At 56.6% G+C, this 23,940-nt stretch carries 21 protein-coding genes and 1 tRNA gene; 5 read left to right on the forward strand and 17 right to left on the reverse strand.

The genetic code is table 11. The annotated features are described in order from the left end of the window. Positions 1–3 precede the first annotated feature (3 nt). Positions 4–1,038, reverse strand: coding sequence for a hypothetical protein (locus AB1L30_RS13270; RefSeq protein ID WP_367013900.1), 1,035 nt, complete (start codon positions 1,036–1,038; stop codon positions 4–6). 884 nt (positions 1,039–1,922) lie between these two features. Beyond that, complete coding sequence (locus tag AB1L30_RS13275; protein WP_367013901.1) at positions 1,923–2,468, reverse strand: hypothetical protein; 546 nt, start codon at positions 2,466–2,468, stop codon at positions 1,923–1,925. Positions 2,469–2,788: 320 nt separating this feature from the next. Between AB1L30_RS13275 and AB1L30_RS13280 the strand changes: the two genes are divergently transcribed. Both AB1L30_RS13280 and AB1L30_RS13285 read left to right on the forward strand, forming a co-directional pair. Next, a complete protein-coding gene (locus AB1L30_RS13280) occupies positions 2,789–3,688 on the forward strand; it encodes a sigma-70 family RNA polymerase sigma factor (RefSeq protein ID WP_367013902.1) in 900 nt (299 codons plus the stop codon). Positions 3,689–3,765: 77 nt separating this feature from the next. Further along, positions 3,766–5,664: a serine/threonine-protein kinase gene (locus AB1L30_RS13285; protein ID WP_367013903.1), complete on the forward strand. Its 1,899-nt coding sequence runs from the start codon at positions 3,766–3,768 to the stop codon at positions 5,662–5,664. Here the strand turns inward: AB1L30_RS13285 and AB1L30_RS13290 are convergent. From AB1L30_RS13290 to AB1L30_RS13300, 3 genes are all read right to left on the reverse strand, one after another. Next, positions 5,661–7,121: a sodium:solute symporter family protein gene (locus AB1L30_RS13290; RefSeq protein ID WP_367013904.1), complete on the reverse strand. Its 1,461-nt coding sequence runs from the start codon at positions 7,119–7,121 to the stop codon at positions 5,661–5,663. The two genes, AB1L30_RS13285 and AB1L30_RS13290, sit on opposite strands and share 4 nt — an antisense overlap. Before the next feature lie 175 nt (positions 7,122–7,296). Beyond that, positions 7,297–7,370, reverse strand: a tRNA-Arg gene (locus AB1L30_RS13295). 179 nt (positions 7,371–7,549) lie between these two features. Next, entirely contained in the window at positions 7,550–8,116 is a 567-nt protein-coding gene (locus AB1L30_RS13300) for a methylated-DNA--[protein]-cysteine S-methyltransferase (protein WP_367013905.1), read from the reverse strand. 154 nt (positions 8,117–8,270) lie between these two features. On the opposite strand from AB1L30_RS13300, the gene AB1L30_RS13305 reads away from it, so the two are divergent. Next, positions 8,271–9,014: a hypothetical protein gene (locus AB1L30_RS13305; protein ID WP_367013906.1), complete on the forward strand. Its 744-nt coding sequence runs from the start codon at positions 8,271–8,273 to the stop codon at positions 9,012–9,014. A gap of 152 nt (positions 9,015–9,166) precedes the next feature. On the opposite strand, the gene rnc is transcribed toward AB1L30_RS13305, so the two are convergent. Next, positions 9,167–9,931 (reverse strand): ribonuclease III, encoded by a 765-nt coding sequence (gene rnc, locus AB1L30_RS13310; protein ID WP_367013907.1) that lies wholly within the window; start codon positions 9,929–9,931, stop codon positions 9,167–9,169. Positions 9,932–10,224: 293 nt separating this feature from the next. On the opposite strand from rnc, the gene mgtE reads away from it, so the two are divergent. After that, complete coding sequence (gene mgtE / locus AB1L30_RS13315) at positions 10,225–11,574, forward strand: magnesium transporter (RefSeq protein ID WP_367013908.1); 1,350 nt, start codon at positions 10,225–10,227, stop codon at positions 11,572–11,574. An 8-nt stretch (positions 11,575–11,582) separates the two neighbouring features. On the opposite strand, the gene AB1L30_RS13320 is transcribed toward mgtE, so the two are convergent. From AB1L30_RS13320 to AB1L30_RS13365, 10 genes are all read right to left on the reverse strand, one after another. Beyond that, entirely contained in the window at positions 11,583–11,924 is a 342-nt protein-coding gene (locus tag AB1L30_RS13320) for a hypothetical protein (protein ID WP_345084775.1), read from the reverse strand. A 140-nt stretch (positions 11,925–12,064) separates the two neighbouring features. Further along, entirely contained in the window at positions 12,065–13,165 is a 1,101-nt protein-coding gene (locus AB1L30_RS13325) for a glycosyltransferase family 4 protein (RefSeq protein WP_367013909.1), read from the reverse strand. A 31-nt stretch (positions 13,166–13,196) separates the two neighbouring features. Continuing rightward, positions 13,197–14,084: a 4-hydroxy-tetrahydrodipicolinate synthase gene (dapA, locus tag AB1L30_RS13330; protein WP_367013910.1), complete on the reverse strand. Its 888-nt coding sequence runs from the start codon at positions 14,082–14,084 to the stop codon at positions 13,197–13,199. Positions 14,085–14,187: 103 nt separating this feature from the next. Beyond that, on the reverse strand, positions 14,188–14,901 hold the full coding sequence (locus AB1L30_RS13335; RefSeq protein ID WP_367013911.1) for a pyridoxine 5'-phosphate synthase: 714 nt from the start codon (positions 14,899–14,901) through the stop codon (positions 14,188–14,190). Between the two features lie 26 nt (positions 14,902–14,927). Continuing rightward, a complete protein-coding gene (locus AB1L30_RS13340; RefSeq protein WP_367013913.1) occupies positions 14,928–15,929 on the reverse strand; it encodes a hypothetical protein in 1,002 nt (333 codons plus the stop codon). 26 nt (positions 15,930–15,955) lie between these two features. Continuing rightward, a complete protein-coding gene (locus AB1L30_RS13345) occupies positions 15,956–16,555 on the reverse strand; it encodes a DUF447 domain-containing protein (protein ID WP_367013914.1) in 600 nt (199 codons plus the stop codon). After that, the gene (locus tag AB1L30_RS13350) at positions 16,552–17,220 is read right to left on the reverse strand and encodes an aminodeoxychorismate/anthranilate synthase component II (RefSeq protein ID WP_367013915.1); all 669 of its coding nucleotides are present in this window, start codon (positions 17,218–17,220) and stop codon (positions 16,552–16,554) included. Before AB1L30_RS13350 ends, AB1L30_RS13345 begins: the two co-directional genes overlap by 4 nt. Continuing rightward, positions 17,217–18,647, reverse strand: coding sequence for an anthranilate synthase component I family protein (locus AB1L30_RS13355; RefSeq protein ID WP_367013916.1), 1,431 nt, complete (start codon positions 18,645–18,647; stop codon positions 17,217–17,219). The genes AB1L30_RS13350 and AB1L30_RS13355 overlap by 4 nt, the downstream gene beginning before the upstream one ends. Next, complete coding sequence (locus tag AB1L30_RS13360) at positions 18,631–20,055, reverse strand: DUF6513 domain-containing protein (RefSeq protein ID WP_367013917.1); 1,425 nt, start codon at positions 20,053–20,055, stop codon at positions 18,631–18,633. Before AB1L30_RS13360 ends, AB1L30_RS13355 begins: the two co-directional genes overlap by 17 nt. A 7-nt stretch (positions 20,056–20,062) precedes the next feature. Further along, a complete protein-coding gene (locus tag AB1L30_RS13365) occupies positions 20,063–20,887 on the reverse strand; it encodes an SDR family oxidoreductase (RefSeq protein ID WP_367013918.1) in 825 nt (274 codons plus the stop codon). A gap of 158 nt (positions 20,888–21,045) precedes the next feature. On the opposite strand from AB1L30_RS13365, the gene AB1L30_RS13370 reads away from it, so the two are divergent. Continuing rightward, entirely contained in the window at positions 21,046–22,176 is a 1,131-nt protein-coding gene (locus tag AB1L30_RS13370) for a hypothetical protein (protein WP_367013919.1), read from the forward strand. 8 nt (positions 22,177–22,184) lie between these two features. On the opposite strand, the gene AB1L30_RS13375 is transcribed toward AB1L30_RS13370, so the two are convergent. Continuing rightward, complete coding sequence (locus AB1L30_RS13375) at positions 22,185–23,912, reverse strand: PQQ-binding-like beta-propeller repeat protein (RefSeq protein WP_367013920.1); 1,728 nt, start codon at positions 23,910–23,912, stop codon at positions 22,185–22,187. Between the last annotated feature and the right edge of the window lie 28 nt (positions 23,913–23,940).

Consider the following 23,940-nt stretch of genomic DNA (forward strand, 5'->3'; position numbering starts at 1 on the left):
GGGCTATTTTGAATTTTTCCGAGAACAGGTAGGAAATAGCTTGGGATGCGCTTGGTTCAAGAGAACGACCATCGGAACCTCAGCCCAGACCGGCGTACCATCTCCAACGCGGAATTCCTGAACTCCGTCTTCATTTAGCTTGACGTCGGTTCCCACCGCAGCGACGGGACAAAACACGACGTCGCGACTAATTGCCTCGGCGGTATCGACGATTTCGTTGCATTTGCAATCCCGCAGAAGCTGTTTGCAGGCATCAGATACCTGAACCAAGTGTTCCTGCAAAATACACTCGAAATCGACTTTCGCCGCGACATTGGTTATTTGCTGAAACAGCGACTTGGGCAATCGATCTTTAATTGTGTCCATCCACATATCGAACTTTGTTAGCACGACGACCAAGGTCTGTGGAATCGGATCGCGTGCGCCGAGTGGACGAGACGAATGCTCACGAATTCGACTCGCAGCTTCCGACAGGAATGTATCTTGTCGGGAACTCGCCGTGGCTGCCGTCGGGGCGTTCTTCATCAAACGCCGAAAACGTCTGTCTTGGGTAGGGTCGAACGTGAACATGAGCCCTTTCGAGCGAGCCAGATGGCCAGTCATGTACTTGTTTTCCTGGCTTGTTCGATAGTCGAAGTGCTCGCCAGCGTTGTCATACAAGCAAAGCAAAAACTCCATGTTCCGTTCATTCTTGTGTACATGCAGATCGGTCGGAGCGAGACGAAATGTGTAAGGAGGCAGATATCTGCGGAGAGTCCCGTTGACCTTCGTTTGACGCCAGGTTTCGCCATCTTCAACCTGCGTTTGCTGCACAACCGAGCTGAACCGTCGATACTCTTCCGCACCCATGTCGGAGAACAATTTCTGCTCATCCAGCAACAAGGATTCATTCAAGGCCAAGTCGGCGTCGAAGAACCCAACCCCTAATGCGCCAGCGCGTTGTCGCATAGTATGAACCATCGAGGCGAGGAACACCGACTTACCGCTCGACTTGGCCCCGAGTACACTCAGCACCATCGTCGGCAACTCAAGAGACATCTGCGGAATAGTGAGTCGACACTGGGGACAAGCGACTTTCGTACAAGTCGATCCATGGGGATCAATAGCATTCCCACCGAAATTAAATCGTTCGGGAACGAAACGCATCGCCTCTTGCCGTCCGGAGGCGTAGGCCGGAAGAAACGGATCCGGTTCCATACGTGGATCAGTTGCTACGAATTGAACACGTTCCGGAGCGAATTCGTGCCAGCAATTCGGACAAAGTGCCTTCTGACGGAGAGACCCGAGACGCACATGATTTGATAGAAACAGCCCTGCCATACCTTTAAACCCTCATGTACTTTTCAGGTTTTGTAGTGCGGAAGTCACATACGCATTGGCTAATATGTGGTGGATTGTATAAGCCGAATTTTGCCCCGCTATCCATTCCCTTGCGCCAAGTTGACGAAAACCCCGAACCCTAGCGCAATATTCTCCTGTTCTTAATGTCTGCGCATCTTTACATTTCCGCTAACCGATGTCTGTAACACGGTTTGTGGACTCCCTGATCGCTCTACTATTTCTTCTTGCCCTGACAACTCTGCACGCCTAAATTGGGAATGGACGCCAGTCGAACTCGCATGACAAGTCGTCCTTCCGATCATCGTCACCACCGCCCTTAACGTGCACTAATACGCATGTCATTACTATGTCTAATACCTATTAGGTCGTTAGCCTGCACTTTTTTTGGTTGTGTATGTCACGCCTATCGAGAATCAGCGATGTTCTAGCCGTGCCGTGCCTTACACTTCTCAGGCACGGCTAGTAGGATTAGTCATCCTTCCTTGGCTGGCGGCATCCGTTCCTACTTGGCTGGCTTCCGTGGGGTTGAGGCAGTGAGTGCTCTTCGGCCTGAGGTGTCGGCCAGGTCGATGGTTGCTGGGCTAGCGGATTCCCATGGCCTGGCGGAAACCCAGTCCCATTTCGAGCAAGCCTTCCGAGTCGGCGTTGCGGACCAGGGATTCTACTTCCCGTTGTTCCTGAGGCGACATTTCTTTGCGGAAGGCTTCGAGCAGGACCTGGCCGACAACTTGGATTGTTCCGTTGGATACCAGGTACGGGGCCTGCAATACGCCGGTAGAGCTTCTGACTTGCACATCTTCGATATTGCCGTTGCGGTCGCAAAGAAACAAAAGCCGGGTGTCGCCGCGACCATTGGCCATCCAGACGTAGTCATACACCAGAGCGAATTCGCCAGGGATCTTAGCGCCGGAAGAGTCGACCACACCAACAATTCCGACACATTCGTACTGCCGAAGTTCTGCCCCCATGTGCACGATCCCCATCACATACTTCGCGGTCGAAGTGGAGTCGAGGAATTGACGGGCCTTGCCGACCGCCAATACATCTTGTGCCTCGCATAACGATGCTGCGCTAAGAATGACCATCAAGGTCAGCGGCATAGTAATCTTCTGGTAAGGAATCTTCATAAGTTGGCCTCTTGTTAATTCGTAGGAAACTTTTGACAGCCGTTTGATTGAAAGCTTGGTAGAAGGCGGCTATCTTGCTAGAGAACTGCTCGTTTCTCGCCAGCCGGGCAATCTGGCTGGGATCGAAGGGGCTCCTTGTGGTTTTTGTGAGTCGTCGTGCGTTCCTGTTTCATTACAGATCGCCGGTCACCTATCGGATGTGACAAAGACAACTCCTAAAACTTGCCGGCGTGTATCAGAAGTAATGAGAAGCCTCTTGCACTTGCAGAACTTACGACTCGAGAACATGAGCGCAGAATCACCGTGAACAGGGCTGTCTGATGAATGTTCGATCTGGCCTCTTGTCCGATTCCGTGCCGATCGCTTCCGCTGATGAAGAGTCCGGCACCGGGAATTCGTTTCAGAGATTGTTGAGGCAAGGCTGTTCGTGTCTCACGGTCGATCTACTAGCCGCATTGCCGGCCAAAGAGGGCCAGGCTTGGCGAACGGTCAAAGATCGCTTGAAGCAGTCGGCCAACGGCGCAGAAGAGTTCCGCGATCTCGATGCCTTGAAAGACGTCACGATCGATATGCTTGATGCATTGCCCCCGACAGAGCGAAGCATCTGGTGGGATATCTGGCAGGAGTATTCGCTGCTCATGGAAGGGACCGATCTGCGAATGCTTTCCGGTATGGCCGCCCAAGACAATTCGGCATGGGAGAAGTATTCGGTCCTGTTCACGCCGCTGCTTACGCGTCAGATCTCGCGACTTTTTCCGGAGGGAAGAGCAGGGGATATCGGCGTCGAGGATCTCGTCCAGCAGGTCAATATCAAGTTGTTTCTCGCGATTGGCGACTTCCGCCGCGAGCGTTTTGGTTCGTTCCGGCGTTACATGCGTTTGATCGCCGCCGGGGTCATCATCGACACGCTTCGTTCGACCCATCGTCGCGAACGACACGAAGCCGCCTACCGCGAAGTTCAGGAATTGCTGATTGACGAAAGTGCTCAAAGTCAGCAATGGGACCACGAATACCAAATGTCGGTGTTGCAAATTGCCTGGGGAAAGCTGCGCGATGGCTTTAATCCCAAACACAGCGAGGTATACGATCGCCTGATCGAAGGCAAATCGACCGCCGAAATCGAAGCCGAACTGCAAGTCAACGCCGCCAATATCCGGCAGATCAAAAAACGTATCTCTCCTGTTATCAAACAGTTGCTTCGCGACTGGGGCGAGCTCTAACTTCGCTTCCTCCGCCAGTTCATGAATCCCTGACCTAATTTGTGTCACGCAGATAATCCGGCAACGTTCTCTCGGGTATGAATATCTCTGAAACAATACCCATTGCTCCGATCACACCTTGTTTGCAACGCGCGATATTAAGTGCTTACAAACAAGATGACATCAGCGATGTAGCAACCCTGGAGATAATTGAAGGGCACCTCAATCAATGTGCATCTTGCACCTACCACTTCGATCAACTCCCTGAAGAAGGGCTCCTCGAGCAATTCCTGAAGGATTCGACCCCTTCGACAAATTGCGATGCAACGGAAGTCACTCAGACAAACGACATCTCGGAGTTGCCTTTGAGTGTGCTGGAGTGTGGCAACTGGAACTGGCTCGGGCAACTTGGTCGGGGAGGAAGTGGCGAGGTCTATCTTTGCCAAAACGTTTCAAGCCGTTCGCTGGAAGCGGTGAAGGTGGTTCGGGCTCCGGCGGATGTCGCTGTCGGCACGATCGACCGGGTCTGTCGCGAGGCACGCCTCACGCAATTGCCCACGCACCCGAACGTTGTGCGAATGCAATCGCCGGTGCGTGTCGGAAGCTTTGTCTTGCTACCGATGCAATTGATTCTGGGCGAGAACCTCGAACAAATTACCCGACGCCTGGGAGGTAAGGTTTCGGTTGAGGTGGCCTGTCATTGGATCGACCAGGTCGTTGAAGCATTGATCTATGCCGCTCAGCAAGGGGTCGTGCATCGCGACATCAAACCGGCGAATTTGATGCTGGGTTATGACGGTGTCGTTCGTCTACTCGATTTCGGCATGGCGAAGCTCACACCGCTCGACGAGTTAGGAGAGAACACGGTAACCTTCGTGGGAAAGTGTGGGACACCAGGGTATCTGGCGCCGGAACAAGCCCTCAGCTTGAAGTCGGCCGATGCCCGCTCGGACCTTTATAGTCTCGGTTGTACTTTCTATCGACTGCTCGTCGGGCACCCTCCCTTCGCCGCGGAAACCGGACACACGAACTTTGATGCGGTCTTGGATGCGCATCAATCGGAGATCCCGCGTCCACTGCATGAAGTCTGCCCTGATATTCCGGTTCGCTTGAGTGCATTGGTTGCCAGGCTATTAGCCAAGTCTCCGGCAGATCGTTTCGCCTCAGCAGTCGAGTTGCAAAAGGCTCTCAAGAATTGGCGGGAAATTCTAACTCCTCCGCATGCCGGCCCCTCGCCGAAAGCCGGGCCGCAGATTCCACCACGGAATCGTGTTTCCACCCTCGTAGCCTTGGCGATGGTAATTGTGGCACTACTCGTTGCCAGCGGAGCCATCCTCAGTATTCAGACCAAGGCGGGTGAAGTGATTCTGCAAACCGACTCGCCGCTCGTGAAGATCACCATCGATGATCGTCCAGTCAAAGCGACCAAGATTGGTGTCAGTGAAGATGGTCTGGAGAAATTAAAGATCACTGCCAGAAAAGGCAAGCATCAATTGAAGATCGAGAAAGACGGCGTTTCGGTCTGGAGCCAGGAGGTTGATATTGGCGCCGACAATCAGCGACAGTTCACGATCCGCTTAAAACCAGAACCAGCCCCGGAACAACTCTCCACGGACGAGACACCGCCAATTGTCGAAGCCCCGCAGATGCCTTCCGAGCCTGAACCTCCGCAGGAATTGACGCTTGAAGAAAAGAAAGAGGATCTTCGTAAGCACCTCGTAGCTCACGATTGGCGTTACCGGGATAGCTTGTATCCGCCGGGCGACATTGCCCGCTTCCGCCCCAACGGCAAGTTCCACGATCGCTGGAATTGGAACTATTGGATTTTAGACGATCGCTCGTTCCACGTTCAGTTCTGGGATCCAATCTATAATCCGGAGACTGCCGTGCTCTTTGAGTTCAATGAAGACCGCACCGAATTCCGCTCTGAATTTGGCAAGGTAGGCGAGTGGCATGTCGTCACTGGCCGTATGATTCCTCGAGACGACGCGCCCTAAGCTTCCGGTTCACTCTCGCGGGTCCATTCAATTCGCCATGGCCACTGCCAACAAAAGTAGGCCAGCGCCGCGCATGCGGTCGCCATCAGCGACAACGGAAGCTGCAGCGTCTCGAGCCAACCAACTGTGGGTAAGAAGGTCTCCCAGTTCATCGCAAAATGAATTGCCCAGATGCCAGTCCCAACCAGCATGCTGACATTCGCAGCGCGGCCGCTGGCCGGTTTGGAATAGAGACCGATCATCATCGGTACGAACAGCCCAACCATTGTCAGCAGGTAAGCCTCTTCGAGCAGGGCATACGCACTCTCGCCGAAGAAGGCGAGCACGAGGCTGCAGATCGCCACCAACAACACGGCAACGCGGTTGCTGGTCAGCGTATCGATCTTGCCAATTCGCGGAAAGACGTTCTGAGCCAGCACACTCGCAGGTGAAAGGATCGCGCTGTCGATCGTCGAGAGAATCGCTGAAAGAAGTGCCACCAGAAAAATAACGGCAACCACCGGATGCAAGAAGGCATGCGCGAGTGCCGGCAGAATCTTGGTGTTCATATCTTCCGGAAACAGAAGATTTCCGGCCAGGGCCAGCAGCAGTGGAATCGCGCCGAACAGAAGGTACATCACGCCGGCGATCAGGCAGGCCCATTTCGCCGTGCGTTCCGATTTCGCGGCGAACACACGCTGCATCAAGTCTTGCCCCGGCAGATTGCCGAGCGCACCAATCGCAAACACTCCGATCCAGCCAATCAAACTGGCAAAAGATTCGGTCGGGATGATCGTGAGCATCTCTGGGGCCGAATCTTTTTGAACCCGGGTCAGGCCAGTCCATGCGTTGCCATCGCCCAGTTCCCATAGCACGACAACTCCCAAAACCAGCAGTCCGATCAGCACGAGCGAGATTTGGACAGCGTCGGTCAGCGTCACCGACCACATGCCGCCCATCAGCGTGTAGCCCGTGCCGATGATCGCCACGATCACCAGGCCCCAGCCGAAGGGAATCCCGAAGAACAGATTCAGCACTTCCGCCAAAGCAGTAAACTGCGCAGCGATCCAGCCGAAGTAACTGGGCACGAGAATCAACGACGACAACAGTTCCGCCTTCGATCCGAACTTGCGGCGAAAGAAGTCAGGCACGGTGAGAAGTTTCATCCGCCACATCGGCCCAGCAACAAACAGCCCGGCGATCAGCAGACAAAAACCAGCGCCGAAGGGATCGAGCGCTGCGGCACTCAGGCCATCGCTCCGAACTTCGTCGGCAGCGGTCAGCATCGTCCCGGCGCCAAACCAGGTTGCCAGCAAAGTCATCCATGCCAAAGAGAGCGGCAACTTGCGGCCGGCAACCAAAAAGTCTTCCGCGTCGTGCACCTGACGTTGGGCATACCAACCGATCGCATACATCGCCACCAGGTAAACAACCAATGTGATGGCCAGCAGCCATTGCAGCGACGGATCGATTTGCATTTACGGACAGCCCTCAGCGTCTTGCCAAACGAAAACCGACTTTCTGACGGATCGAAGTCGACGCATGATTTTAGCGAAGGCTACGCCGCTTCATCGATAGCAGAGTGGCCAGGTCACGTTCCGATCGCGCACAAAAAAAGCCGCCAGTTCATCAGAACTGACGGCTTTCTTTCAGTGTGGGCGGCAGGGATCGAACCTGCAACCTTCGGTTTCGTAGACCGATGCTCTATCCAATTGAGCTACGCCCACAACGTGTTTCTCGCTGGATGTTTTCCCTTAACAGGGCTTTGTTCCCAACTGAGATCCCAGATTATAGGGAGGCCTCCGCTTGTCGTAAAGACGCCCCTGGCGATCCTGGGTTCATGTTTGCAAAATTTTTGAGCCTGGCACTGGTATTTCCAGGGGATTCGTAACATGTGTCTCAGAAATTACTTCCGCATTTTTCGCCGATACGCGGAGGAGGGGACCTTCAGATTGCAGCGGCCTCCCGCCTCTAAGTCGAGCAGACGTTTCTTTTGCGAAACCCCCTCAGCACTGGTGAAGCCGCCGATCTGATTGCAGGCCGCCACCACACGATGGCAGGGGATAATCAGCGGGATGCGGTTCTTCGACATTGCGGTTCCCACCGCTCGGGCTGCTCCGGCCCGACCCGCCAACCGGGCAAGTTCGCCATACGTGACAACCTCGCCGTAAGGGATTTTCTGGCAAGCTTTCCAAATCCGCTGCTGGAAGTCGGTCCCGGCACTCAAATCGACCGGAACCTGCGAGAAGTCGATCTGCGTTCCAACCGCATAGTCGACCAGGTCCTGGGCCAGTTCCTGCTGGGCAGATGTCAATTTAACAGAGGGGCGTACATAGGCACCTTGTTGCTTCGTCTTGGTACCTTTGGGGAGCCAGAGGAAGCGAACCACGAGATCGTCACGCCACTGAATCTCAGCGGGTCCTAAACTTGTTTGCAGCCGAACCGAAATGACCAGCTCGCTGTCTTCTGTCATTATGCCCCTGAATTCGTTCGACATGGGCGTAGTCCTTCACCTTGCACCGCACCTTTGACACTTTTGTGACGGGCATTCTATACTTGAAGATGGTCCGTGCCACTCCTGCCGGCCGATGGACTGCCACGCCAAAAAAAGCACAAGGAGGCTTTGAATGGTTGATATCCGCTCGTTGACCGACGACTTTTACATCAACATGAATCTCAACACGGAGATGGATTTACCGAGCGGGCGAGATACAGTTCTTCATTTCTTCGAGCAGGTCCGCAAACGCTATCCCAAGATGCGTAACTTCTACGCGCGCGATAAAAACGAGTTCGTGCTGGAAGAAGACAAAGATGGGGGAAGCTACCGTTGGACTTCGGTCGAACCGAAACGCATCTTATCGGGACACGTCAATCCAGCGTCGTTTGAAGAAGCGGTCGAGCAGCACACGTTTGTCCTGGACCAGGTTCCCTACACGCTGTCGATCAGTCCGCTCGACTGCGAATCGCTCAATGCGATGTATGGCTTCGATTTTACCTACAGCGGCAACCACAACCAATTGGTTGCCGAGGCCCTTGGTCTGCCGCCGGCCTTTGAACGGCTGGTGCAAGGGAACGAGAACCGTCTTATCGGATTCGAGCCAGCCATCCAGTCGACCTTAGACGACGACTGTCGCACGCAGTTCCGTTTGAGTATCGAAACGCGTACCTCTGCCTACCATGTGCGGACCGGAGAGTTTCCGGAAGAGCAGTTGAGCGTCTACCTGACGGTACGTCGCTTTGGCAGTCTCGATGAAGGGGAGAACTATGTCACCGCATTTCAGCGTTTGCACGATCAAGCGGTCGGATTGCTCGAACAGCATGTGATCGGCAACATTCTAGAGCCGCTCAAGCAGGCGATTACCATTCGGTAAATTCGCCTGCCAATGTTCCGGTTCGAGGCCACTGATCTCGCGAATCTTTTCGGCCAGGCAGTTCGGCGATTATGACATCGTCCCGTCGATGAATGCCGCTGGACGTTTCGCGCGGGTGCAGCACATTAAGATTGGCAGAAAGTTGCCTGAACCTATTCCGGGTCGGACTGCTCTGGATAGGGTGGTTCATCGCCTTGGATTTCGTGCAGCGCGTTTTTGGCAGCTCGCTGCTCTGCTTCCTTCTTGTTGGCACCCCATGCCGAAGCATAGCGGGTTCCCTGCAAGATCACGGCGACATTGAAGAACTTGCTATGGTCTGGTCCCTTCTCGGCGACCAGTTCATAGTTGGGCGTCGTCCCGAATTCGCGCTGAGCGTATTGCTGCAGCATCGATTTGTAGTTGCTGCCCACTTCGCCGGCCGAGGCCTGTTCGATTTCTTCTTCCAGGGCGACCGCCAGAAACTGGTTGACTTTTTCGTCGCCACCATCCAGATAAATCGCGGCGATGATCGCCTCAAAGACGTCCGCTAACAGCGACTTGGGAACCGACTGGGTCGAGGCCATCCCTTTGCCCAGAATCAAAAACGGTTCGAGCCCCATCGCTTTGCTAAGCCGGGCACATGTGCTGCGGCTGACAACAATCGACTTAATTCGTGTCAGATCGCCTTCCAGGTAATTCGGAAAACGCAGAAAGAGCGATTCGCAGACGAACTTACCGAGAATGGCATCGCCGAGGAATTCGAGCCGTTCGTTGCTTCCCAGGCGATGATTCGCACCCGAAGCGTGCGTCAATGCGGACTGCAGAAGGTCTCGATTTTGAAAGGTGTATCCGAGTTTAAGTTCGCACTCGGAGAGCTGATCTTCACCGGTAGCCGGCGAGTCTTGGCCTCGTAGCATGATCGAACGGATCCATTTCATGGCGTTCGATATTTTCTTCGTTTGGTTGGAATCGCATGCAAAGAGTCCAGCAAAACGAAGGAAATACCCAACTATTTGTAAGGTTTGATATGTAGAAACTACTTTCAGGGGGCGGGAAAGTCAATCGCCTTTCCACTATAGTCCTTACCAGGCAGGAAATGGCACCCCAAAACGGGGCAACCTCTGTCAGATACCTCACTTGGCATCCCTCCCATCCGATGGGCAGTTCAGTAAGATAGTACCTGATATCGACGAAAGCGTGGCACTTTCGGCCAATCGTTCCAAGGACACCTATGATTAACACCCTCTACCTGCCCGAACTACGCGAGATGCTGGTCGAGAACGATGCCGCTGGCCTCCGCGAGTTTTGCACCGCTCTCCATCCCGCTCGCACCGCCGAGTTTATGGAAGGCTTGACGCCTGAAGAAGCGTGGAGCGTCTTGGATCATGCCGATCTGAACTTGCAGGGGGAAATCCTTTCCTATTTTGACTACCACCGGCAAGCCGAGATGCTCGAGTCTCGGCCTCCCGAATCGGTCGCTCCGGTGGTCGCCACCATGTCGGCGGACGACCAGGTCGACCTTTTAGGCGAAGTCGAAGAAGAGACCGCCGAGCAAATTCTGGCCTGTTTCTCGGTCGACGACCGTCGCGACGTGCTGCGGCTCTCAAATTATGCCGAAGGAACCGCCGGTGCGATCATGACCACCGAAATGGCCCGCCTCAGCGAGAACCTCACCGCCCGCGAGGCCCTGCAAGAGCTCACCAACCAGGCCGAGAACCTCGAGACGATCTATTACTTGTACGTCGTTGACGAGCATGGCAGTCTGCACGGGGTGGTCTCGACTCGCGATATTGTCTCGGCACTCAGCAAGAAGCAGAAGCGTCTGAGCGAGATCATGGAGACCGAAGTCATCCACGCCAATGTGATGGATGACCAGGAAGAAGTTTTGCGTAAGATGGCCGACTACGACCTTCTGGCCATTCCGGTCGTCGACGAAGAGCTGCGGCTGGTTGGGATTATTACGCACGACGATATTCTCGACGTCGTAGTGGAAGAAGCGGCCGAAGACGCATACCGCGCGGCGGCGGTCGAGCCTCTGGAAGAAACCTATCTCCGCACGTCAGTGCTGACCCTCAGCCGCAAACGTGGCGTCTGGCTGGCTGTCCTGTTCGTGGGGGCTTTTCTCACGACGTTCGCCCTGGAACAGTTTGAAGAAGACCTGGCGCGGATTCCGTGGCTGGTGATCTTTATTCCGCTGGTCATTTCGACCGGAGGGAATTCAGGCAATCAATCGGCCACGCTCGTGATCACGGCGCTCAACAAGGGAGAAGCCAGCGTCCGTGACTGGTGGATTATCATGCGGCGCGAGCTGGCGATGGGCTTGATCCTGGGATTGATCATGGCAGGACTGGGGCTGGTATTGGCCCTGTTTAAATCACCGTCCGCGTATGCAGCGCTGGTCGTACCGTCGACATTGGTGCTGGTGGTGATCGCGGGAACCTTGATTGGCTCGATGCTGCCACTGATGTTTAAGAAGATTGGCCTCGACCCGGCCTTGATGAGCAACCCGTTCGTGGCGGGGCTGATTGACCTTCTAGGGATTGTGATCTACCTGAAGGTCGCGTTGCTGCTCGTTGGATAGAAGCGACGTTAAACGTCAATCAGCGGGTGGCCGACATACATCTGCAGAATCTGGCTTTGCACTTTGATCGCGCGGATCAACACCCAAATCTGGTCGGGCGAGAACTTGCGCGGATCGGAATGCGCCAGCTCGTCCAGTTCGTCGGTCATGGCCGCGTGCTGATCGGTGGCCGCTTGCAGACGCAAGCCCATCTCCTGCCAGGCGGCAGTCAACAGCTTGTCATCTTCCAAATCTTTCAAGTCGGTGACAGAGTTCGACAACAATAAACAGAGCCGCGCCACATCGCGAGGTTCAGCGTTTGGCTGCATGCGTTCGATGCGACCGGCGAGTTCCTGGCAAGACATGCTCATGGCAGACCTACATGGGTGTAACGGCGATTCGATAAGGCTAAGGTGAAAAGTGGTTGTAGCGACTGACTAAGCCCCGCCTTTTCAATCTTTTCCAGTCACACAAACGTAGCTCAAAATAAGATGCCAACCATAGACTTGAGTCATTTCACGGGGCCCCGTACGAGTTTTTCGTACCGGCCAGCGAGTTTATCCGCATAACCGGAAATGCCGAATTGTTCGATCCGTTGCCTTGCTTTCGCTCCGACCAATTCGCGCAGTTTCGCCGAGTGGTATAACTTGACGATCGCCTCGGCCATCGCCTCAGGATCGTCCGGAGGCACCAAAATGGCCTCCTCGCTGGGGAACATCTCGCGGGTCCCTCCGACGTCGGTCGCTACGATGGGGATGCCACACGCCGCCCCTTCAATCAAGACCCGGCCCCAAGGCTCTTGTCGAGCCGCATGGACCAGCACGTTCGCTTCCTGCAAGATCTGGATCGGATGATGCGTTCGACCCCGAAACCGAATCCGCGAAATCATCCCAACCGTTTCAACCCAACGTCGCTGCTGAGCGACGTACTGCAGCGCCTCGTCCTTTTCGGAATGGCATTCGCCATACAGATCAAGCGCGACGTCGACACCCGCCTCCACCGCCAGGTGGACGCTTTGCAGCAACGTGTCGATCCCTTTCCGCATGACCAACTGCCCGATGTAAACCAACTGCAGTGGCCGCCGATCAGGACGGGACGCAGGAGGAGAGAACTGCTGGAGATCGATTCCATTGTGTAGCACCTGCGAGTTCTCTTCGCGAAGTCCTTGTCGCAGGTGATGCTCACGCGTCGCGGTCGAAACGCAGTAGATCTCGTCCAGCGCTGAGATATCTTCGACGACGCGGCGATTCAGCTTGATGATGTCCCGCAGGTGGCCGACGAAGTGGCAATCCTCAGGTCGCCGGCAAGGCCCTAGAATGCGCGAGACCGAAAGACTGTTGGCATGCACGATATCGGCGTGCCATGCTGGAATCGTGGCGTTCAGTTGGTCGCGCAGCAATTCCAGCGGCAGACGTTTCCCCTGGGCATCGGTCCAGGTAAAAGAAATGTGCCGCACCTGTCGCCGGGCCAATTGCCGCGACAGGAGACTTTCACCCGGGCACGCCACGGCAACATCGAAGCCGCGGCGTTTTATCTCTTCCAGTCCAGCCAGCATCGAGTTCTCGCCGCCATAGATCGTTCCGTACTCGCAGAGATAGACGACCAAAGGCATGGCGACGAAAGGTGCTGGATGCGAACGTTTCTTACAGAAGACCGTAAGCGGTCAGGACTTCACGCAGACGCTTTTCGCCGTTCTCGCACAGCGGCGTCATCGGCAAACGCAGTTCGCCCGAGTCGCGACCGAGCATCTTCATGGCGACCTTGATCGGAATCGGGTTGGTCGACAGACCGAGCAGTTCGCGGCACAGGGTGAAGAGCTTGAAGTGCATCTTCTGGGCTTCGGCGAAATCGCCAGCGGCAGCCGCGCGAACCAGGCTGAGCATGTCGCCAGGAACGATGTTGCTGACCACCGAGATCACCCCTTCGCCGCCGATCGCCATCAGTGGCAAGGTCAGGCTGTCGTCGCCGCTGAGCAAGGTCAGGTCGGTCAATTCCAGGATCTGCGAAGCCTGATCGAGGGAACCAGTCGCTTCTTTGACCAGTTGGATCTGTTCCAGTTCGGCCAGACGAGCGATCGTTTCAGGATCAACGTTCTTGCCGGTGCGGCCAGGAATGTTGTAGACGCAGATAGGAATGCCGGCGTCTTCCGCCAACGCCTTGAAGTGCTGGTAGAAACCTTCCTGGGTCGGCTTGTTGTAGTAAGGAGCGACAACCAAAGCGCCGTCGGCACCCTCTTTCGCGGCCCAGCGGGTCAGCTTCAACGCTTCGCGAGTGCTGTTCGATCCGGTGCCTGGCATCACCTTCGCGCGGCCAGCAACCGTTTCGATTACGGCGCTGATGACACGTTCGTGTTCATCGTGCGAAAGGGTAGGGGATTCGCCCGTAGTTCCGACGGGGCACAAGCACTGCACGCCGGCTTCAATTTGGAATTCGACCTGTTTTTTCAGCAGGTTGTAGTCCACCAGGTCTCCCTGGAAGGGAGTCGTGATTGCTACCGAAACGCCTGCGAATTGACTGCCTTTTCGTGCCATGTCGAACTACCAAAACTGAAATAAAACCAAACAACGGAGGACCGAAAGGTCCGTAACAGACCGGCCTATAATACGATAGGACCGGCCCCTTCGCCAGTGCCGCTTAAAGGGCCACCAAACGTTTCATTTCGGCGACTGCATCGCGAAAACCGACGAAAACGGCTCGAGAAACGATGCTGTGCCCGATGTTCAGCTCGGCCATTTCTGGAATCTGAGCGATTGGCTGAACATTCGTATAAGTCAGACCATGCCCGGCCAGCACCTGCATGCCGGCCGCATGAATTTGTTCAGCCGCCAGAACAAGCCGGGTGAGTTCCTTTTCCTGCTCGGCTCCACCATGCAAAGCATATTGGCCGGTGTGCAGCTCGACCGCATCGGCCCCCAGTTTGGCGGCCATTTCGATCTGCTTCGGTTCCGGGTCGAGGAAGAGACTGATGGAGATCCCGGCGTCGCGGAGCTGGCCGATTGCCTTGGCGACTGAAGCTTCGTGGCTCACCACATCCAGGCCACCCTCGGTGGTAACTTCTTCGCGGCGTTCTGGAACGAGCGTTGCCTGATCCGGCTTGACGCGGCACGCGATGTCGACCACATCGGCCTCGGTGGCCAGTTCCAGGTTCAATTTGACCTTCACGGTCTGCCGCATCACTTCCAGATCGCGATCCTGGATATGACGGCGGTCTTCTCGCAGATGCAGCGTGATGCAGTCGGCGCCCCCCAGTTCGGCGAGGGCAGCGGCCCAGACCGGGTCAGGTTCATTCGTCTTGCGAGCCTGGCGAATCGTCGCCACGTGGTCGATGTTGACGCCCAAATGAGGCATGGACTTGAGATCCTCTCTTCTGCGTTCTAGCCGTCGGTCGAAGCCCACTCGAGCTGGGCACCGTGGTTGTTCGGCTCGGAAATTTCGAGATGCATTTCGTGTTCAGAATACCGCTCATGCAAATGGGTGCAAAGTGCCTGAGCCTGGTCGATATCTTCGCAGATACCGAATATCGTCGGACCCCAAGAACTTTGCCCCACCCCGGCGATGCCAAAGGCACGCATCCGCTGGACAAGTTCCGTGCACGTTGGGTTCGCGTAGCGGCCCCCCTGGACCGAACCATAGCAGTCGCCGGCGAGGCATCCGTACTCATAAACGGCCTCGCCAAAGCGGTCGATCTCGGCTGCTTCCAGCCCTGGGGTCATTTCCCCTTCGATCAATTGCCGCAAGCGGCTGGTCGTGGGGGGCGGAACCGGATCGAGCTGACGGAAGCTTTCTTCTTCGTCGTGACCATGGCGACCGTGGATCTTCTGCTGCGTTGCCAGAACAATCCGCCACGACTCAGGCACGTCGCCGCGATAGGCAAGATCGGGAAACTCTTCTTGCTGGTGCCCTGTTTCAAACAGGAAGCCACCCTGCAGAAAGCCATAGCAGCCAATGGCCGATCGTTTCGCGCGACCGACCGTATCGACCAGGCTCGGCAAGTCCGGCAGTGGGTGCTGGGTCAGCTTCGATAACAAGGTCCCGATCGCCAGACCAAGCTGCGTTCCGCATCCCAGCCCAACATGGTCGCGAAGTTCGCCCCGGGTGCTCAGCCGCACGGTCGGAAGTTTCTTCAGGGTCGCTTGCTGCCAGAGCTGGGCAAACGCTTCGATCCGCGATGCCAGCGGCCCATTGGCGATGAACTTTGGCGAGAAGCTGGCGTGAACTTCCAGCCCGGGTCGCTGGATCATCATCCCCACGCCACCAAACGAAGCGTCGTCGCTATCGAAGTTCAGCAGCCCGAAGTGCAGGCGCGAACCGACAGTCAACTTCGCCAATAACGGCGAATAGGCATCGGCCAGTGGTGATGGTTTGAGTAGCGACATTTCCCCAGTCTACCGCAGAGAGCGGCCTACGACGATTCCTGCTTTGCGGCCAGCCGTTGATCAATCGTGCTGCGGAGAAACTCCCAGGCCCGAAGTTCACTCTCACCACCCGTTTTCTCGACCCACGGCGTCAGCATGGCGATTTCCGCCTCGATCTCTTCCGCGGGCAGCAAATGAACGCGGGTTGCTAGAATGGCCAGTTCCAGCACGGCGTGCTTGGCCCGATTCAACCCGAAGTAATCACGCAGTTTGCCGGAAGATTGCACCGCACAAATCAGCGAGGCCCGCTCGCCGTGCGTCTCCACATCGACTGCTTCCAGGGCATACCAGCGGCAAGCTCCTGACAGAACGTGGATGCCAGTGGGCATATCACTGACAAACGACGGCGGCGAATGCAAGTCGCCCACGGCGGCTTGCGCGATCATCTCGACATCGTCGGTCACATGAAACGTGGCCCGTCGCGTCCGCAGCAAGTTTTCGTACGTGCGTGAACCAGGGAAGGGACGCAGCTGAAACCGCGTAAAGTTATCGTTCACCCGCGGCCCCATCGGCGCGACATTCACGGTGCCGTCGGCGTTTTCGGTGGTGAGCATCCCTTCGATGATTCGCAGTGGCGACTCGCTCACGACTCCTGGCTCCAGTAATAGTCGCGATCGGTCAGCAACGATCCGCCTGGGGTAACAATCTTCGGCATCGCACTGCCAACATCGGCTGCCGGAGTCTGACCGGCAAACCGCAAGAAGTTGGCCAGCATCGCGTAGCCGTGATCGGTCAGCACCGACTCAGGATGAAACTGAACGCCCACCAAAGGCCACTCGACGTGCGAGACCGCCATGATGGTGCCATCGTCCGTTTCCGCATCGATTCGCAGGCAATCGGGAAGCGACGAGCGCTCGGCAATAAGCGAATGATATCGGCCGACCGCAAAGGGAGAGGGAAGTCCAGCGAACAGCTTTCCTTCGTCATGGGTAATCGGCGACGAGCGACCATGCATCGGTGCGGCGGCCCGGACGACGTTGCCGCCCAGTGCGGCGACGATCGCTTGGTGCCCAAGGCATACCCCCAAAATTGGAACCGTGGCTCCCAACTGCCGAACCACATCCAAGCAGATGCCTGATTCGTTGGGCGTGCAGGGTCCCGGCGAAAGAACGATCGCGTCAGGCTTCAACAACTTGATCTCTTCCAGCGTGATCGCGTCGTTGCGGCGCACGACCGTCTTCTGCCCAAGCTGGCGGAAGTACCGCGCAAGGTTATGCACGAAGCTGTCGTAGTTGTCGATTACCAATATCATTCGTCAAGCACCGCGTGGAGAAGGCCGAGTGCTTTATGCCACGTTTCCTCGTATTCCCGCAAGGGGTCCGAGTCGGCAACAATCCCACCACCGACCGGGAACTGCCACCAGCCGGCCGAAGCGACGATCGTGCGAATCAAGATATTCCAATCGATGGTGCCATCGAAGCCGATATATCCAAGCGAGCCGCAATAAGGCCCGCGAGCCGTTGGTTCCAGTTCGGCAATGATCTCCATGGCCCGGATCTTCGGTGCGCCGGTGATCGATCCGCCAGGGAAGATTGCCTCGAGGATCTCGCGCACGCCAACGTTATCTTGCAGACGACCGACAATGATCGAGACCAGGTGCTGCACGGTCTGATAGGTTTCCAGCCCGCACAAGCTCGTTGCTTCCACGCTGTCGTCCTGACAGATTCGCGAAAGATCGTTTCGCAGCAGGTCAACGATCATCACGTTCTCGGCACGGTCTTTCTCGCTGCGAACCAGTTCATCGGCCCAGAACATATCGAGCTCTGGTCGACCGCTGCGGCGACGCGTTCCTTTGATCGGTCGCGATTCGATCCAACGATCACGAACCGAGATAAACCGTTCCGGCGAAGCCGAGACAATCTGCCCCATGCCAAAGTCGTAGTAGCCAGCGAACGGAGCAGGGTTCTTTTCTCGCAATCGCAAATACAGCTCGGCCGCGCCGGTCTTGGCTTCCATGATCAAACGCTGCGACAAGTTTACCTGGAAGATGTCGCCAGCGTGGATGTACTCGACCGACCGAGCTACGGCCGCCAGGTAATCTTCTTTGCTGAAGTTGCTCATCACGCCGGGCTGCTCCGCGCAGGCGAAGCAAGGGGCCAGCTCGGTGGCAGGAACAACTCGGCCAGTAGCATTGCCAGCCAGAGGGACCGGGTCGGCATCCAGTCGAGCCGTCACTTCCGCAGCGCGTTCTTTGGCAGCCACTTCCCGCTTCGCCGGATCACTTTCCGGGAAGCCGGTCGAAATGATCCAGGCCTTTTGCTCGGCATGGTCCCAGCAAATCACCCAGTCGTAGACACCAAACGACAACAGCGGCAGATGAAACTCGTTGAAGCGAGTCTCAGGCACGACCTCGAAGGCGCGATTCAAGTCGTACGAAAAGTAACCGGCGACCCCACCTTGAAACGGCGGCAAGCCTTCCAGCGATTCGAGACGGAACAAAGCTTCCAACTCGGTGAGCCGCGTCAGTGCATTCTCGACTTGCAGCGGACCGGCCTGAATGGTTTCGACCGGGTCGGCCGTCAAAAAGCTGTACCGGCCAAGGTTGGCATCGCTGCGAGCGCTATCAAGCCACAAAACATGCGGCAGATGGGCCAGCCGCGCGAACACTTCGCTCGGCGTCCATTTCGCGTCGAGCTCGATCGCAAACGGTTTTCCGAGCGTGCTAACTTCGTTCATCATTCTTCTCAGATCGTTCGCGATCAGGCCGATCTTTATGCAAATTGATTCGGTGCGAAACTTCTTCGTGCGTCAGATAGCCCCAGTCGAGGGCTTCGTCCTGGCGATATTGCTTCCCAAGGTGCATCGCGGTCATCGCTTTACATAGCTCGAACCCGAGGTAAAACGCATGCGACGGACTCAAGTTCGTCGGCTTGGTTTCGTCCAGCTTCTCGAACAACGCCAGCGGATCGGTATCGGTCAGATGCATTCCACTGGCAACCAGATGCAGAAGCTGCTGGGCGACGAAGATGCGATAGTTCTGATCTTTGATCTCGACAGGCAGTCGGGCAAGTTCTTCTTCGGTCGGCTCCGTGATCTTGGCATCACGCAGCGTGACCAGTCGCGGCTCGATTCGTTTCGGCAGCGTCCGGTGGTGCAGGGCATACCGCATCAAGCGTCGCGCGAGGTCGCATTCTCGCACGCTGGTTTGGGCCCAATTGATTACCTGAGTGGTCAGCACGCTGCGAATGCCGAGCTCTTGACAGATACCCAGCAGCATGACATTCAGCCCGGCCGAATCGACATCAGTCAACTCGGTCAAGTTGCCGATCCCCATCATCATTTCATCTTCAGGGTACCGACGGCGGGTCTCGTAATAACGGACGATGCTTTCCGTGAACCCGAATGAAATCGGTTCGAGGATCGGGTCCAAGCGAAACGGCACATTCCGCTGGGCCAGAAACTCGATGGTTTCATCGAACCCGCTCAGCGATTTCGGATCGTCCGGAATGACGACCACTTCGCAGCCCCAGTCGGCCGCATGCTGGCGATTGCTCGAATTGACCGACAATACAAGCGAAGCCCCAGCCGCTACCGCCGGAGCAATCTCGCGCGGCTCAAGGCTGTCGACCGAAACCTCGAAGCCTTCGTCAACCAATGCTTTGACGCACTCGGCCACTCCGGTCCAGATGGCCCCAGGATCGCAGCCGATATCAATCCGATCGGCACCGGCTTGCTTCAGCCGACGGGCTTCTTCGAGGATCTGCGTAAGCGTAAAGCTAGGCGCGTGATTGATCTCGGCGATGATCTCGACATCGTACTCGCCATAATCATCGGCCAGCGTCGGCTGATCGAACCAATCTGGCAGCAGCCGCAGGTCTTTCGGCCCGCGAACGACCGGCAACCTGGCGACTGCTTCAATTTCGCTCAGATCACCTCGACAGTAACCGGTGACCATCACCTCGGTAGCGATCCCAGGCACTTCGATCCGTTTGGCAACCCACGTCGTCGTCATTAGGGCAGCAACGGTGATGTTGAGGACCTGGACGCTGTATTCGAAGCCTGCCCGAGGCGCGAGCTCGCTCAGCAAGCTCCGCAGCGAAGCTTCAGCCAACTTCCCGGTGACGAAGTGGATATGACGGTCGGCCATGGCCTGCTTACGACTCCTTACCAGGGCGTGGCGAATGACCACCATGGTTGAAGCCGCCATTGACTGGCAAGACTTGTCCGTTGATGAATCGCGCCGCCGGCGATGCCAGGTAAGCGACCGCCGCGGCAATGTCTTCCGGCAGACCCCACGTGCCAACCAGCGATTCGCGCTGGGCACGAGATTGCCAGTACTCGGACGAGTTCTCTCCCCAGGCGGTTTGAATCCAGCCTGGGGCAACGCAGTTCACGCGAACATTCGGAGCGAGCGATTTCGCCAGGCTCTTCGAGAAAGCCATGATCGCCCCTTTCGACACGGCGAACATCTCGCCACTGTCACCTTCCATGCCATGCTCGGCCTGATCCCAGCCAATGTTGATGATGGCACTGCCGGGGCGTGATCGCATCTGCCGGCCAAGTGTCCGGGCAATTCGGACGGTCGAGACGACATCGATCCGATAAACGAGCTCCAACTTTTCTTCAAATGAGAGGCTGGCGTTCGCGCCGGTCAGCACATCGACCCCGGCGTTATTTACCAAAATGTCCACGCCCCCCTGGGCCTCCCACGCCTTTTGGCAGAAGCGATCTTGATGGTTGGGATCGGCGAAATCTTCAAGAATTAGGGCGATTTTGATTCGATCGTTCAGTGATTGCGCCAGATTCGCGGTCTCGCGCAGGCCATGATCGTTGGACCGCGTGTGAAGAATAAGAGAGGCCCCCTGGGACGCAAGCTGCAGGGCAATTGCCCGACCGATTCCGCTGGCTGCACCGGTTACGGCGGCAACTTTTCCTGAAAGGCCAAACTCATACGGAACGGGTTCCCGCGGCGTTTGCATCGTGGATCCTGACTTGATTACACCTGGAAGCTACTCGCATTGTATATTGTCGATAGGCAACGCGGGATGCCGGACTGACTGCCGTAACGACGATAAGATGGGCACCAGATCAGGCATCCGACCATCGATGGACACCCCTCGCAGCGAAGACAACGGCCATGGCGGACCAGATTTTCGGGCAGTTGAAGACGACCACGTTCGTCTTTCGTGGCTATAACGTCACCAATCTGGGGAGAACGCACGAACTTCTCAATCACCCACGATTTGGTGGCTACGTCGCGCGCCGACTCGATCAATGTGGCAAGATCGCCGCCGATGTGATCCATCGCCCGGTCGATCTGCTGCACCGGGTGAGCCACAACGAAGAGACCACGCTCGAGTCGTATGCCGACGCCATCGCCTTGATCGTCGGTGCTGAAATGGCTCAGGTCGATATTCTGGAAAACGAATTCGGCGTGCAGTTTGATCGAGCCCAATATTTAATGGGCTACAGCCTGGGCGAACTAACCGCCCTGGTCGCGGCAAAGTGCCTGTCGCTGGAAGACGCTCTGACGATTCCCCTTGCGCTATCGGCCGATATCGCCAAACTCGCTCCGACGTGCACTCTGGCCGTGCTGTTCTGCCGTCGTCAAACGCTAAGTGCAATGCTCGTGCATCGCGTCTGCCAAGAGGTGAGCGCCGAAGGGAACGGACTGGTCGGTATCTCGGCCGTGCTTTCCCCCAACTCATTGATCGTCATCGGAGAAGCCGAATCCGCGACCCGCGTGCAGCAGCGACTCTCTGGGATGCTTTCCGACCGGGTTCATTTGAAGAAGAATCCCAATCGCTGGCCTCCGATGCACACACCGATTGTGTGGCGCGAGCACATTACGTCGCGGGCTTCGCTTTTGATGAGCCAGATGAAAAGCGGCTTCACCGCGCCCAAGCCGCCGGTGCTTTCGCTGGTGACCGGAGCTTGCAGCTACACCGACAGCAACGTCCGAGACTTGATCTGCCAGTGGGTCGATAAGCCGCAGAACCTCTGGCAAGCCGTTTATCACACTTTAAGCAGCGGCACCGAACGCTTGATCCACCTGGGACCGGAACCGAACATCATTCCGGCGACCTACAGCCGACTGGCGGAAAACGTCGAGGCCCAGGTCAAAGCGAGCCTCAGCACGCGCGCCCTCTCGACGCTCGTTTACCGTCCGTGGCTGCATTCACTGATTGGTGAACGAGCCTACTTGATGCGGGCCCCATCGATCCAGCAAACGGTTCTGGAAGATTGGTTGCTGGATCATAACAACTAACACGCAACCTACGGCTGCGTAGCCAGTCGATAGCAAGCGGCCTCTTCGGCGTTACGAACCAGTAGCAGATCGCCGTAGATACAAAGCGGGTTCCAGGTCGGTGCGACTTCACTGGAAAGCGCCTTGATGCGTCCTAGTTCGGTGTACTTGTCGGCAGCCGTATCGACCAGAGCGAGGTTCCCTTCTTCCCCCATCACCAGCAGTTGATCCCCGACCAGCAAGACCTGACCATGGCCAAAGCCACGTTCGCGCCAGGCAGGACGTTTCTCGCCGATGGTGACTTTCTCGAGGATCCCGTCGTCGATGCCAAACACATCGTTGCCTTGGATTGCGACGTTGGTGAACTTGGTCTTCAGCACGCGCGGGTTTTGCCAAGTCACTTCGACGTTGTACTTGTCGCCATCTTTCTTCACTTCAAACGTCTGGGCACCTTCGGTATACCCCTTCGAGACGAAGAACTTGTTGTCTCCGAGCGAATGAACCTGAGAGCAGGTCGCCGCCCCGCTGGAACTGCCAGGCCAATCCAACGACCAAAGCTCTTTGCCGGTGGTTGGCTCGTGACCGGTGATGGTCGCTTCGTTGATGCTGATAATCTGGTCTGCGCCATCGATCTGGGCGACCAGTGGCGAAGCGTAACTGACCTGATGATGGCCACCTTCCCAGACCGTCTCGCCAGTCGCGGCATCAAAGGCGACGATCGAAGTCATCGCTTCCGGCTTGCTCGCATCAGGACCACCGGCAGGAATGATCACGACGTTTCGGCCATCGATTTCGTAAGCCAAGGGACTTTGCGAACGGCCCCAGGCAATATTGCCCCCTTCGACACCTGGCGAGACGCCATACATCTCTAGCAGGTCGTGCTGCCAGACGATTTTGCCTGACTTTTGATCAAGGCATCGGAAGACACCGGTTGCCCCCAAGGCGTAAACCTTTCCATCCAGAAGAAGCGGCGTGCAGCGAGGTCCGACGTAGCCCATCACGGTCTCGTGCCGGGCCTGGATCGCGGTTCCCCAGATCGGCTTGCCAGTGTTCATGTCGTAGCAACTGACCAGTTCTTCGTCGCCACGTTGTTCCATCGTGTAGATGCGACCATCGAGCGCCGCGAAGCCAGACCAGCCAGCACCGATCGGCACGCGCCACAGTTCTTCGGGCGGATTGGCCTGCCAGTCGGGGTTCAGTTTCGGACCGTCGACTTTGTTGTTTCGATTCGGACCCAGGAACTGCGGAAATGCTTTCGGGTCGTCAGCAACTTTCGCGATGGCATCCGGCGCGACTATTCGGTCTTCGGCATTCAAGCCACCTAGGCGCTGATCTGGGGCGAGGCCGAAGCGATAGCCAAACCGCGGGATCATGTTGCCGGAGACCCCCTGGATTTCAAACACCACGAAAAACAACGCCACACCTAGCACGATAACTGTGATCGGCGTATAGCGGACGATGCGGGGATAGGCGCTGCCGAACGTCAACCACATCAGCGGAATGAAGATTGCGAAGAAACCGCCGATCAGCACCATCAGATTGCAGACCGCTTGATCACGCAGGATGGGAACCACGTCGTAGACATCGGCCAGGACGCCATCGCCGAGGGTACGTCCGAAGATCCCGGTCAGGGCGACGACAATCGCGACGATCGTAGCCAACAGATTTCGCAGTGGTGGCGAATATCGTGGCTCACGCTTCGGCTTGGTTTCGGGAGCTGGCTGCGAAGCTTCTGAATTGGGTTGTTGGCTGCTCATGAGATTCTTGTCCGTAGAATTGTTCCGC

It is taken from the genome of Bremerella sp. JC817, assembly GCF_040718835.1.
Classification (GTDB): domain Bacteria; phylum Planctomycetota; class Planctomycetia; order Pirellulales; family Pirellulaceae; genus Bremerella.